The 11,818-nt window shown below is 71.5% G+C and carries 13 protein-coding genes; 3 read left to right on the forward strand and 10 right to left on the reverse strand.

Annotated elements, in window-relative coordinates:
* On the reverse strand, window positions 1-642 hold a 642-nt coding region (locus C1A33_RS30930; RefSeq protein WP_133150890.1), incomplete at its 3' end, for a hypothetical protein.
* Window positions 643-1,690: 1,048 nt separating this feature from the next.
* On the opposite strand from C1A33_RS30930, the gene C1A33_RS30935 reads away from it, so the two are divergent.
* Window positions 1,691-2,413: a glutamine amidotransferase gene (locus tag C1A33_RS30935; RefSeq protein WP_207770578.1), complete on the forward strand. Its 723-nt coding sequence runs from the start codon at window positions 1,691-1,693 to the stop codon at window positions 2,411-2,413.
* Between the two features lie 21 nt (window positions 2,414-2,434).
* On the opposite strand, the gene C1A33_RS30940 is transcribed toward C1A33_RS30935, so the two are convergent.
* The 6 genes from C1A33_RS30940 to C1A33_RS30965 all read right to left on the reverse strand — a co-directional run bounded on the left by C1A33_RS30940 (window position 2,435) and on the right by C1A33_RS30965 (window position 7,242).
* Window positions 2,435-2,752 (reverse strand): helix-turn-helix domain-containing protein, encoded by a 318-nt coding sequence (locus C1A33_RS30940; protein ID WP_101835820.1) that lies wholly within the window; start codon window positions 2,750-2,752, stop codon window positions 2,435-2,437.
* Window positions 2,749-3,114, reverse strand: coding sequence for a type II toxin-antitoxin system RelE/ParE family toxin (locus C1A33_RS30945; protein WP_101835821.1), 366 nt, complete (start codon window positions 3,112-3,114; stop codon window positions 2,749-2,751). Before C1A33_RS30945 ends, C1A33_RS30940 begins: the two co-directional genes overlap by 4 nt.
* Before the next feature lie 97 nt (window positions 3,115-3,211).
* Window positions 3,212-3,835: a nucleoside deaminase gene (locus tag C1A33_RS30950; RefSeq protein WP_101835822.1), complete on the reverse strand. Its 624-nt coding sequence runs from the start codon at window positions 3,833-3,835 to the stop codon at window positions 3,212-3,214.
* 44 nt (window positions 3,836-3,879) lie between these two features.
* Window positions 3,880-4,962: an aromatic ring-hydroxylating oxygenase subunit alpha gene (locus C1A33_RS30955; protein ID WP_243408108.1), complete on the reverse strand. Its 1,083-nt coding sequence runs from the start codon at window positions 4,960-4,962 to the stop codon at window positions 3,880-3,882.
* A gap of 588 nt (window positions 4,963-5,550) precedes the next feature.
* Complete coding sequence (locus tag C1A33_RS30960; protein ID WP_101835824.1) at window positions 5,551-5,967, reverse strand: nitroreductase family deazaflavin-dependent oxidoreductase; 417 nt, start codon at window positions 5,965-5,967, stop codon at window positions 5,551-5,553.
* Between the two features lie 234 nt (window positions 5,968-6,201).
* On the reverse strand, window positions 6,202-7,242 hold the full coding sequence (locus tag C1A33_RS30965; protein ID WP_101835825.1) for a hypothetical protein: 1,041 nt from the start codon (window positions 7,240-7,242) through the stop codon (window positions 6,202-6,204).
* A gap of 776 nt (window positions 7,243-8,018) precedes the next feature.
* Here C1A33_RS30965 and C1A33_RS30970 point away from each other — a divergent pair.
* Entirely contained in the window at window positions 8,019-8,561 is a 543-nt protein-coding gene (locus tag C1A33_RS30970; RefSeq protein ID WP_101835826.1) for a GNAT family N-acetyltransferase, read from the forward strand.
* A gap of 64 nt (window positions 8,562-8,625) precedes the next feature.
* On the opposite strand, the gene C1A33_RS30975 is transcribed toward C1A33_RS30970, so the two are convergent.
* Both C1A33_RS30975 and C1A33_RS30980 read right to left on the reverse strand, forming a co-directional pair.
* A complete protein-coding gene (locus C1A33_RS30975; protein WP_101835827.1) occupies window positions 8,626-9,042 on the reverse strand; it encodes a nitroreductase family deazaflavin-dependent oxidoreductase in 417 nt (138 codons plus the stop codon).
* Window positions 9,039-9,503 (reverse strand): MarR family winged helix-turn-helix transcriptional regulator, encoded by a 465-nt coding sequence (locus C1A33_RS30980; RefSeq protein WP_243408110.1) that lies wholly within the window; start codon window positions 9,501-9,503, stop codon window positions 9,039-9,041. The genes C1A33_RS30975 and C1A33_RS30980 overlap by 4 nt, the downstream gene beginning before the upstream one ends.
* Before the next feature lie 392 nt (window positions 9,504-9,895).
* On the opposite strand from C1A33_RS30980, the gene C1A33_RS30985 reads away from it, so the two are divergent.
* On the forward strand, window positions 9,896-10,660 hold the full coding sequence (locus C1A33_RS30985; protein WP_101835828.1) for a hypothetical protein: 765 nt from the start codon (window positions 9,896-9,898) through the stop codon (window positions 10,658-10,660).
* On the opposite strand, the gene C1A33_RS30990 is transcribed toward C1A33_RS30985, so the two are convergent.
* Entirely contained in the window at window positions 10,649-11,692 is a 1,044-nt protein-coding gene (locus C1A33_RS30990) for an NAD-dependent epimerase/dehydratase family protein (RefSeq protein WP_101835830.1), read from the reverse strand. The genes C1A33_RS30985 and C1A33_RS30990 overlap by 12 nt on opposite strands.
* Window positions 11,693-11,818: the final 126 nt, after the last annotated feature.

Here is an 11,818-nt window from a genome sequence, read left to right on the forward strand (position 1 = left end):
GGGCGGGGGCGGGGTGAGTGGAATCGTGCCTGGGCCTCCTGGCGACTCGAAGTCGGGCAGGATCCGCGTCGCGGGTGCCTCCTGGACGAGCAACGGCGGAGTGTGCGCGGCATTGCGGGCCAGGATCAGGTCGTCCGACCACGCCGCGGGCGCCAGGGTGGCGGCGACCTGGCCGCGTTCGGCCAGCATGTCCGCCAGCCGCCGGTTGACGCCGCCGAGGGTCAGGTTCGCTCCGCTGGCCGGATCGCCGTTGACGAGGAGGTGGCGCAGCTCGGCGGTCAGCGGAGTGAGGGCGGCCGCGGCGAACCGCTCCGCGCTGGCGGCGCGCGAGACCAGCAGCTCCGTCCGTCCACGACCGGCGGCGCTCTCGTTGTCGTTGTCTTCCAGGCCCGGTGCGCCGCCGAAAGTGTCGACCACGAGCAGGCTGCGGCTGACGTCCATGCTTCCCAGCACCGCGAGCACGGAGGACACCATCTGGGCGCCGACACCGACACCGGCGGCTCCTGGCGGCATCTGGTCAACCGCGCCGACCAGATAGACGAGGACGGCCGTGGGGGCCCGCCGCGCGACCCGGGCCACCGCACGGCAGACCTCGGCCGTGTCCGCCGGCCCGGCCAGCGTGGCCAGCGCACCGACTGGCACACCGCACCGCCCGGTGATCTCCCCCGCCAGTGCCGCAACGCTGCGCTGAACGACCGTGGCGACGCGATCACCTGGCCTGTCGCCACCACCACCGACGACAAGGACCTGGACACCCGCATCGCGAAGGCCGACCGAGACACGAGTCGACGGACCGTTCACTGACTCCCCTTGGTCACGGCAGGAAAAGGAATGGACGGGAAACCTGGCGCCCGCCAGGCCCCACAGGAGACACGAAAGCACCCTATCTCCAGCCTCTCCGGGCGACCCCCGAAAGGCGCGTATACGACAGCTCTGACTCACGGTGCCGCAGATTTCCGGCAGCGGCACGGGCGCGGCACATCAACGGCACGACGACGTCACGCCCTTTATGAATGGCCCGAGAAGAATCGCGCGCCCGGAACCAGCGAAAAGCCCGACGCCCGCCACGAGACGGCCGTCACGATCAAATTGTCGTCACGATCAAGGTCCTGGAAACAACCCGGTAGAAGGACACAGGCTCCCCCCAGCCCGGCACTCCCCGGCCGGTGACCACACTCACTGCGACCGCCACCCGAAACGGCCAGCTCGACGCCGGGGTCGGCGGTTCCCGTAAGCGGCATAACGGGCGGGCTTCCCACGGGTGGGAAGACACGTGCGTGGGACAGCGGCCCCGTGTCGCTGATTCGACGTGGCGTGCCCGATCTGCCCAGATTGTGCGACACGGACCGCCGCGATCATGCCGGAACGCGGCCATCACCGGCACCGCGACGACACCGCCGAAGATCACAACTCAGGACGCGGGCTAGCCCGCCGGGCGGGCGTCAGCGCCGCGTTCCGCGGAACGCACGCGCGGCAGTAGCCGGCCTCCGCGACCGCGTTCGGTGTTGTGATCCCGGGCCACGTGCGAGTACTCGCCCTGGGTGCAAGGGAGTGCGGTCCCATGGCACTGCGGCGTCAGACGGAGCGGCCACCGGCCGGGGCCGTCGTAGGGTTGCGGGTCGGGGACCCCACCACCGGGGCGGTGCCTGGCGACGGCGCACGGTTGGCGAGAGCAGGCGGGGGTGCGCGGGTGAGCGTGCAGGCCAGGGCCGGAAGCGTGGTCGCGGTGCGGCACGTGCCATTCGAGGATCTCGGGATTCTCGGGCCTTTGCTGGAAGCGCGCGGGTACCGTGCGCGTTATGTCGACGCGGGCGTGGATGCCATCACGGACGCGGAGCTCCTGGCTGCCGACCTGGTGATCGTCCTGGGTGGTCCTGTCGGGGTCGGCGACGTTTGTCAGTACCCGTTTCTGGGCGACGAGATCAGGGCGGTCGGCGCACGGCTGGAACGTGGGCGACCCACTCTTGGCGTATGTCTTGGAGCGCAGATCATCGCGCATGCGCTGGGTGCCGAGGTGACGCCGACCGGCCGGGTGGAGATCGGGTATTCGCCATTGACGTTCACGCCGGCCGGGCAGGGTTCCGTCCTCGCCGCGCTGGGGGACGGCCCGGTGCTGCACTGGCACGGTGACCAGTTCGCCATCCCGCCCGGCGCCGACCGGCTCGCCGAGACACCCGGCTTCCCCAACCAGGCGTTCACCGCCGGACCGTCCGTGCTGGGCCTTCAGTTCCACCTCGAAGCCGATCACACCCAGATCGAACGCTGGCTGATCGGCCACGCCCACGAACTCGCCACCCACGGCCTGGACCCACGCGAACTCCGCGCCGACGCGCACCGCCACGGCCCCCACCTCGCCGCCCGCGCCCGCGCTGTCTTCCACGCCTGGCTCGACCAGATCGACTCGTCTGTGTGACGGTGCCGCCGCTGGCGAGCGTCACGCGATCGCGGCGATGTCTCCGTCCTCGAAGTAGATCGCCTGATGGAGACGGCCTCCAAGCGCGGCGGCGTATCTCGCGACCACGTCCTGACCGGAGAGCGAGCCCTGCTCGATCTGGGAGATCCGGCCCTTGGTCACCCCCATTCGCTCGGCCACCTGCTGCTGGGTAAGCCCTCGTGTCCGCCGCACCTCAGCGAGCCGGTGGCCCACTGCGATGGCGAGCAGCTCCTGTTTGCCCGCAGCGACCGCTTCCTCCCCACCGACGCGGGCAACCTGCTCGGCCCGCACGTCAGACCACCGCGTGTAACCACTCATCGTCGATCGCCCTCTTCCTGACCGCGTTCCACCAGGTAGGTCTTGTACCGTTGCTCCGCGAGCGGGATCGCCTCCGCGTACCAGGCGTTCCACTGACCGGCTTTGTCCCCGGCGACGAGCAGGATGCTTGCGCGCCACGGGTCGAAGCAGAAGAGGATCCGTACCGTACCGGGCCTGAGTTCCTTCAGATTCGGCACTGATGAGCCGCTGATCGTGTCGACGAGCGGCCTACCCAGCCCCGGCCCGACGTCCGCAAGCAGGTCGATGGCCTGCACGACACGTGCACGCGTTTCCGCGTCCAAGCAGTCGATCCAGCCACGCACCTCGTTGACGAGGTAGACGTCCCACTGTCGACCAGCCACTCGGCGAGTATAGCTTCCGCTATACCTCGGTGCAGATGCGAACCGCCGGGGCATGGCTGCGCGCCCGACGGCCTGCGTCGGCCCCCGAGGCCCGACATCAGCCCGGCATCGGGCCGCGGCGGGCGTTGTAGACGGTGACGTCGTCGCGGTTGCCGTAGGCGGCGAAGACGGCGAGGGCCTCGTCGCGCAGGATGTCGGTGCGCACGGTGATGCCGCGGCGCTCGAACTGCTCGGCCCAGTCGTCGCGCATGGGGCCCTCGTCGAAGCCGGTGAGCCGCTCGATCTCGTCGCCCTCGCCAGCGATCGTCAGCGCCTGGATGCCGGACCACATGACGGCGCCGTAGCACATGACGCAGGGCCGCCAGTTGACGACGAGCTCGACGGGGCTGCCGGCGGCGCTCAGGTCCCAGGTGCCGAGGCGGGTCTGGGCGATGGACAGGGCGACGACCTCGGCGTGCATCGTCGACAGGCCGGTGGCGAGGACGAGGTTCACTCCGGCGGCGAGGATCTCGCCGGTGTCGGGGCGGGCGACGACGGCGGCGAACGGGCCGCCGCAGCCCTCCTGGTGGTTGCGGGCGGCGAGGCGGTGGGCGAGGCGCATCCGGTCCTCGACGTCGGGGATCACGACGGCCGCCGGTCCGTCCAGGGCGGTGCCGGCGGCGCGGACCTCGTCGTCGACCCAGGTGGGGAGGGTGACGGCGAGGGTGCTGATCGGGTTCATGGGCGCGGGCCTTCCCGTCGTCTGGCTGTGGGTCTGGCGGTGGGTCAGGCGGTGAAGAAGTGGCTCAGGCCGAGCGCGCGCAGGCCGCGGCGATAGGCGACGGAGCTGCGGTCGGCGGGGATGTTGACCTCGATGCGGGGGTCAAGCGGCAGGTTCTCGGGGCGCTGGGCCTCGACGATGGCCCGGTCCTCCTCGAAGATCCGCAGGTTGAAGTCGTAGACCGCCTGTTCTGGCTGGTCGGTGGCGAAGTTCTTGGCGATCGGCGCGAACATCCTGGTCTGGCGGGCGGAGACCGGCGACGCGGCATTCATGATCGACAGACGGCCGCCCTCGGGGAAGTGGACGACGAGGGTGGCGGTGAACGGCAGGTGCGCGTCGAAGTGGCGCAGCCAGCGGAACCCGGGTGGCGCCTCGAGGCCGCTGCCGCGCGGGTAGTTGGCGACGGTGCTCCAGTAGTCGGCGGCGAAGCCGTACTCGGTGGGTGTCGGCGTGTAGTCGGGGACCTCGGCGTTGTCCGGGTCGGCGAAGGTGTCGGTGTGCACGAAGGCGAAGTGCGCGACGTCGAGGAAGCCCTCCACCTGACGGCCGGCGAACGCGGCGACGTCGAACGGCGGACAGGTCACCCGCTGGAAGCCGGGCTCGTCCCAGTGCGGCATCCGCGGGATCACCACGTCCGACGGGATGTTCGTGCCCGGCTGGCCGGTCGGGTCCGGCGAGGCGGTCGCGGGCCGGTCGGGGCGCAGGCAGGTCCAGACCAGGCCGTAGCGTTCGATGGTGGGGAAGGTCGTGAGCGTCATGCGGGCGGGGATCTTCGCGCTCGGATGCGCCGGGATCGCGACGCAGGCGCCGGCAGCGCCGAAGTGCAGGCCGTGGTAGGCACAGGCGATCGTCTCGCCGTCGCCGCGGCCCAGGGTCAGCGGCGCGCCGCGGTGCGGGCACAGGTCGCGGGCGACGACGACCTCTTCGCCCGCACGGTAGATGACAAGCCGTTCGTCGAGCAGCCGCGCCGCGACCGGCTGGTCGCGGACCTCGCGGGACAGCGCGACCGGGTACCAGTGCCGGGCGAGGATCGCCCAGTCGGCCGGGTCGAACGTGCAGTCCGACGGCAGCGCAGGCGGGGACGCCACGGGAGGTGTCGGCGTGAAGGCGGGCGTGTGGAGGGCGTGGAGGGCGTGAACCATGGGGCCTCGGCAGGATGAGGACCGCGGGCCTGCGGGCGCGCGGTGGCGGGATCGGCGGAACAAGCCGTGCGTCTCCTCGACGTCGGCCGTCGGCCGACCGACGTGCGACGTGCGACGTGCGACGTGCGACGTGCGACGTGCGACGTGCGACGTGCGACGTCAGGCGTCGTGCGCGATCCGCCCGCGGGTCCAGGCGTGCCGATGAACGTGACGGCGCACGTCCACAGGGCGGTTCGTCCGCATCCGGCGCGCTTCCTCCCGCCCGTTCCCGTTCCCGTTCAGAGCTTTACCCGCCTTCGCGAGCCAGGGTGGCGGCGCGGGCCGCGCCGGCTCCCCGACTGTCCGCCGCCGCCGTTACGGGGCGGTGGCAGCCGTCGAACGTCGGTGTGTCGCCGCTGGAGACGATCATGTCGGGCTGGCGCGGACCGGTGGTCCGGCCCCGGGCGGGGAGGGCCGAACCACGGCCTCGGGCGCCGGGTGGCTCGCTGGTGCCCGTTGGGGCACACGGCTCGTTGGGGCAGACGGCTCGCCTGGTCAGGCGCCTCGGGCGGTGAGGGCGACGACGGGGATGGTGCGGGTCGTCTCGCTCTGGTAATCGGCGAAACCCGGGTAGAGGGAGGCCTGGCGCTGGTACAACCGGTCGCGATCCGGGCCGGTGATCTCCTCGGCGTGGACATCGACCGTCTCGTCGCCGACCTCGATCCGCGCGTCGGGATGTGCCTTGAGGTTGTGGTACCAGGCGGGGTTGGAGTCGGCGCCCGCCTTGGACGCGAACACCAGGTACCGCTCGCCGTCCTTCAGGTACATCGCGGGATTGACGCGCGGCTCGCCGCTGCGCGCGCCGACGGTGTGCAGCAGCAACAGAGGGGCTCCCGCGAAGCCGCCGCCGACCTGGCCGTGGTTGGCGCGGAACTCCGCGATCGTGCGCGCGTTGAAGTCATCCTCGCTCATGGGCGCGGGCCTTTCTGGTCGGGCCGAAGCGGTTCGGTGCCGGATCGTCGGGTGGGACCGCCGGGGCATCCGCCGGCTGGGTCATTGCCGTCTCCCTTCCGTCTCCCTTCCTCCAACCGCCACACGTGGTCCGAACTTCCACGCATGGTCCGAAACACCGCGCGGGGTCCGAACGTTCACGCGCGGTCCGAACCGATCGGTCGATGCCCGCCTGATTCGCCGCCAAACGGCTGGTCAGTCGGTCGGGCGACGCCAGAAGCGGCCGGCGAAGCGCACGTCCCGCCGGTCCGGCGAGCGGTACTCGAAGGTCATGCCCACGCTGCCGCCGATGGTGATGCCCGTCTTCATGCTGGCCAGCAGGTCACGGCCGAGGATGCGGATCTTCGCGGCCGCCCATGCGTCCTGGTCGATGACGGTGGCCTGCGCGTTCGGCCAGTCCGGCATGGCGTAACCCGCGATCGCGTTCGCGGCGGCGATGGCGTCCTCGACGCTCGGCAGCAGGGCGAGCAGCGGGAACAGGGGCTTGCGCGGCAGAACGCCCCAGGCGTTCTTCGCGGTGGCGGTCTCGGGATTCATCCGGTTCGCCTTCAGGATCTTCGCGCACTTCAGGATCGCGGACATCACGAAGGCGTAGCGCCGCCGGTCGGTCGGGCCGTGGTGGGCGACGGCGGGGTCGTCCTCGAACCGCGATTCATACCAGGTGACGGTGAGAAGCGGATGCATGATTCCCGCGCCGACGTCCGCCGTCGAGAGGTTCAGACAGATCTGCTCGACCGGAATACCGACGGTCGCCTGGATGTCCGCGTCGGGCACCTCCGCGCCCAGGCGCAGAATGTAGTCGCTGTCGAGCACCCGAAGCTGGAACCCGTCGAACTCCCCGTCCTGCAGGGGACCGTCCCGGAGGGTCCACAGGGCGTCGACGGTGACGCCCAGGGCGGCGGTCCGCCGCTGCCAGCCGGCATCGTCGTTGCGTTCGGTCGGGGTGGTGCGGAGCTCTATCTTGAAGGTGTTCGGGGCGGCCCGGTCCGGGAGATCCCGGGTGATCTCGACCAGCACCTCCGTACTGCCCACCTCCCCCACCAGTCCGAAAACCTTGTCCGGAGTCCGGACGTCTGGAACGGCAGCACCCGTGACGATGGCCCGGTACTGCTCCGCGCTGACTTCGGCGGCGGCACCGACGAGTTCCTCCTCGGTGCCCAGTGAGAATGACCGGAAATCCCGGCGATAATACGCGGGAGAGGTGTCGGCCGGCTGCGGCTGGACGGCGTGGCTCACAAGGTCCCCCCATCGGACGAGACAGCGGCACGCGGCCACCGGGCCGACGCTGGTCCGGCGGGCGCGGGCCTGACCCTAGGACACGGGCGATCGCCGGGGGACCCTTTCGCCGACTTTTGGAAATGCCTGCGGCACGGTTATCCCGCCTGCCACAGCTGCCAGCCGATCCACTCCACCCAGTCGGCGTCGACCCGCCTCCGCCTGCGCGCGGCGATACGCCATCGGACGGCCGCGCCGTGAGCACCGCACCCGGACGGCCGGCGGGCAGCCGCGCCCGTGGGCGCACAGCCGCCGGCAGGCCGGCCGTCGGGAGCGTTCAGCCGCCGAGCGGAGGGAAGTCCCAGCCGTTCCAGGCGGCGCGTTCGCCGTCCCGTGGCGCGTCGACGACCCGGGAGGGCGAATTCCAGATCATCGTCGCGCGCCGCGGGACGATGTAGGCCGGCCAGGTCGGTCGGCGATGCTGTGCACCGCAAGCGCCGCCGTCGTCTGACGCTCGAAGGCGGCGGAGTGCACCAGCGAACCGTTCCCGGCCGAGTATCCGGCACCCACCCGCGACTCCGCCTCCTTCCTGGGAACCAGGGACCTCTCGTTCCCAGGAAGGAGGGAGGGATCGGCAGCCACCGATGTGCGCCCGGAAAATTCGGTACACCCCGCCCCGGACCCGTGGCAGCGTTCTCCTCGTCAGGCCCACCACGCAGGCCCACCACGCAGGCCCGCCGCACAGGCCCACGCAGGCCGACCACACGGCACGACGGACCTACCCGGAGCGGAGCAGGATGATCAGTTGGCGGCGACTCGAGGAGTCGGACTTTCCGACGCTGCGGACGTGGCTGGAGCGGCCACACGTGGCCCGGTGGTGGAACCACGAGACCACCGTCGAGGCCGTGCACCGCGACTTCGGCCCCGCGACGCGCGGCGAGGATCACTCGGAGGACTTCCTCGCCCTGCTCGACGGGGCGCCCGTAGGGCTGGTGCAGCGATGTCGGATCGCGGACGAGCCGCATTACTTCGACGAACTGGCCCCCCTCGTCGAGCTTCCCGCCAGCGTCATGACCATCGACTATCTCATCGGCGAGCCGGAGCTGACCGGCCATGGCCTGGGCCCCAGAATGATCGCCTCGATGGTCGCGAGAATCTGGTCCGACCATCCGGAGGCCAGCTGCGTGATGGTGCCCATCGTGGCCTCCAACCGGGCGTCCTGGCGCGCGTTGGAGAAGGCCGGATTCCGCCGGGTCGGGCAGGGGCCCCTCACACCCGACAACCCGGTGGACGATCCGCTGCACTACGTCTATCGCGTGGACCGTCCGTCAACGTCCTGACCGACCGCCTCCCCCACTGGCCCGCTCGGTGATCTCGGCCGGCCGGCCCGGCGACCTCACCCGGCTACGCCGGACGTTGGCTCACGATACGGAAGGTGGGGTGATCAGCCGAGTCCGGGAGAGTGTCGAAGCTGCGCTGGACGGTCGGGAAGCGGCCGTATTTCCGGAGATACTCCGTAAGCAGGGGAGAGCGTTCCTCGGGCGGAACCTCGGCCGTCTCGATCAGGCGGGTGCCACTGCGGTCACGCAGCCGCGCGTGGCCGGCGGCACGCATGTTGCGGGACCATTCGCTGTCGCCGTAGGCGGAAACCAGGTACTGCTCGCCGGCATGCTCCAGAACGGCGACGGCAATGCTGCGCGGGCGGCCGGTGACGCGGCCGGGAACCGTGAGCGTGTGGACGACGGCAGGCTGGAACAGCCGTGCCATCCGGCCACCGATCACTCGCGCCGGCCAGGACGGCCGAAGATAGGAGCGGTTCATGAACCTCGCCTTTCACTTCCGAAGTCGGATTCTTCCGCCTGGGTGTCCCCCGTGTCGCCCACGTTGGCGACGAGGCGGGTGAGCAGAGCACCCGCCGCCGCCACCTCCTCGTCGGACATGCCCCGGCGAAGTCGCCCGTCGAAGGCCACCGTCGCGGCCCGCAGGCGGAGAAACGCGGCTGCCCCGGCGTCGGTGAGCGCGACCAGGTGGACCCGGCGGTTGTCGGGGTCACGCGTGCGCGTGAGAAGGCCCTGGGCCTCCATGGCATTCAGATGGTGGGTGAGCGTCGCCTCCCGGATCCCCACCGCCGCCGCCAGCTCACGCTGACTGGCCCGCGCTCGGGCCGTCAGGTTCATCAGCACAAGCCACATCGGCAGCGACCCACCCGCCTCCGCCAACGCCTCGTCGTAGGCACGGCGCACGACCCGCGCCGAGCGCGTCAACTGCAGCCCGATTGGCACTCGCGATGGACCCACGAGCAGAAGTCTACCCACCGTTACATAGATGTCAAAGGGTTCGACGTCTATGTGTAGGGTGGGCGGTGTCGGCGCGGGTCCTCACCCGCGCAGCGGGGCGTGGGCGAAGGCGGTCATCCCGTCGGTGAAGGGCACTGTCGGGTGTCCCGCGGCATGGGAGATGGCAAGCGCCAGCACGCCCGGCCAGGTGACGCCACCGCCGATCGGGAAGCCGAGCCGGCCCGGTCCGACGCGTCCCCCCGAGGCCGCATCGGGCCGAGCAAGATCCCTCGTCGGTGCCGCCCCGGTTCGTCTCGACGATGCCGCGGTGGCGCGCCGGCTACCTCCGTACCAGTACGGAGACTCACCACCGAGCGCGATGTGGCAATAATGCGCATATGGTCTCAATCCGGCACATCGTGCTGGCGTTGGTGTGCGCGGCGATCATGGCGATGGTGGCCGGCTGCGGAGGCAGTGACGCGAACCCCGGCGATCTCGCGACGTCGCCCTCCCCCGGCGAGACGGCGTCGCTGGCGGACGCGGCCGCCGCCTGCACCGTCATCGCCCGCGCCGGACCGGACCTGCCGGACCCCACCGCCGACCTGAACGATCCGGACACCCTGCCCGCCGCCACGGTCCACCGGCTACAGGGCGCCGCCGGACTCGCGAGTGCGGCGGCGCGATCCGACCCGCGGCTCGGGCCCGTCGGCTGGGCGGCCGAACGGCTCGACGACGATCTGCAGACCCTCGACGTCCGCGACTTCGCATCCGCGACGGAGGCCACCGTCACCGCCTGCCGCGATCTGCGGCTGCCCTCGACGGTCACGCGCTCGTCCGCCCAGGCCGACGCGGCCCTCGGCTGCGCGGCCGCCAGCCGGGCCCGGGACCGCTTCAGCGCCGCCTCCCCCGGCGGCGCGAGCCCCGGCAACGACGACCGCTTCAGCGGCATCGCGCTGCTGCTGCAGGCCGCCTTCGAGGCTGATTCCACCTACCAGACACTCGCCCAGCTCGGCCAGGCGCTGCCGGAGGACCTGCGGCAGGGCACCGTCGACGAACTGTCCGCGGACGGCGCGGCCCTGCTCACCGCCTGCGGCAACGCGGGATTCCTGCGCGGCCGCGATGACCGGGACGACCGGGTCACCGGCTCGTCGTCACCGGCGTAGCGGGGCGCGCGCGAAGGCGACCATCCCATCCGTGAAGGACACCGTCGCCTGGTAACCCAGCAGGTCGCGGGCACGGTCGGACGAGGCGACGACGTGCCGGACGTCGCCGATCCGGTACTGGCCGGTGACGACGGGCATGGGTCCACCGAAGGCGCCGGCCAGGGCATGCGCCATGTCGCCGACGGTGTGCGGCTGCCCGGAGCCGACGTTGACCGCGACGAGCCGGCCCGGCGCGGCGTCGTGGCGCAGCGCCGCCAGGTTGGCGCGGGCGACATCGTGGACGTGGACGAAGTCGCGCAGCTGGCAGCCGTCCTCGAAGACCCGCGGCGGCTCGCCGCGCTCCAGGGCGCTGCGCAGGATCGCGGCGACGCCGGCGTACGGGGTGTCCCGGGGCATGCGCGGGCCGTAGACGTTGTGATATCGCAGTGCCAGGACGCTGCCGCCCGTGGCCGTGGCCCAGGCGGCGGCGAGATGCTCCTGGGCGACCTTGGTGGCCGCATAGACGTTGCGCGGATCGAGCGGCGCGTCCTCGGTGACGGGCGTCGAGAGCAACGGCCGCCCGCAGCGCGGGCAGGGCGGCTCGAACCTGCCGGCGTCCAGGTCGGCGGTCCGCCGCGGGCCGGGCCGCACCGGTCCTTCCACGGCGCAGCGGTATCCGCCCTCGCCGTAGACGACCATCGAGCTGGCCAGGACGAGACGTTCGACGCCCCGCCGGGCCATCGCGGCGAGCAGCACGGCGGTGCCGAGGTCGTTGTGGGTTGCGTAGGCGGGCAGGTCGTCCAGGTCGACGCCGAGGCCGACCATGGCCGCCTGATGGCAGACGGCGTCCATCCCGTCGAGCGCCGACGCGACCGTGGGCGGATCGGTGACGTCGCCGACCATGAACTCCGCCTGGTCGTTCAGGACGGGCCGGACGCGGTGCACGGCCGGCAGCAGCGCGTCGAGGATCCGGACGGTGTGCCCCGCCTCGACCAGCACGTCGACGACGTGGGAACCGATGAAACCGGCACCGCCGGTGACAAGAACCCGCATGCCCGCGACGCTAGCCGCGCCCCGGACCGCCAGATCTTACGAGCCGCGGAAGCCCGGGCAGCCGCTCGCGGTCGGGCCACGATCAAGCCGCGACCAGGCCTCCGACAGACCCCGGTGAGGCCGGAG

The organism is Frankia canadensis (genome assembly GCF_900197875.1).
In the GTDB taxonomy this organism is placed as follows: domain Bacteria; phylum Actinomycetota; class Actinomycetes; order Frankiales; family Frankiaceae; genus Frankia; species Frankia canadensis.

Coding starts and splice junctions, on each gene's coding strand:
- C1A33_RS30950 (WP_101835822.1), bottom strand. CDS start 3,835: ATGAACCCGATCAGCACCCTCGCCGTCACCCTCCCCACCTGGGTCGAC.
- C1A33_RS30990 (WP_101835830.1), bottom strand. CDS start 11,692: ATGCGGGTTCTTGTCACCGGCGGTGCCGGTTTCATCGGTTCCCACGTC.
- C1A33_RS30975 (WP_101835827.1), bottom strand. CDS start 9,042: ATGAACCGCTCCTATCTTCGGCCGTCCTGGCCGGCGCGAGTGATCGGT.
- C1A33_RS30960 (WP_101835824.1), bottom strand. CDS start 5,967: ATGAGCGAGGATGACTTCAACGCGCGCACGATCGCGGAGTTCCGCGCC.
- C1A33_RS30940 (WP_101835820.1), bottom strand. CDS start 2,752: ATGAGTGGTTACACGCGGTGGTCTGACGTGCGGGCCGAGCAGGTTGCC.
- C1A33_RS30985 (WP_101835828.1), top strand. CDS start 9,896: ATGGTCTCAATCCGGCACATCGTGCTGGCGTTGGTGTGCGCGGCGATC.
- C1A33_RS30970 (WP_101835826.1), top strand. CDS start 8,019: ATGATCAGTTGGCGGCGACTCGAGGAGTCGGACTTTCCGACGCTGCGG.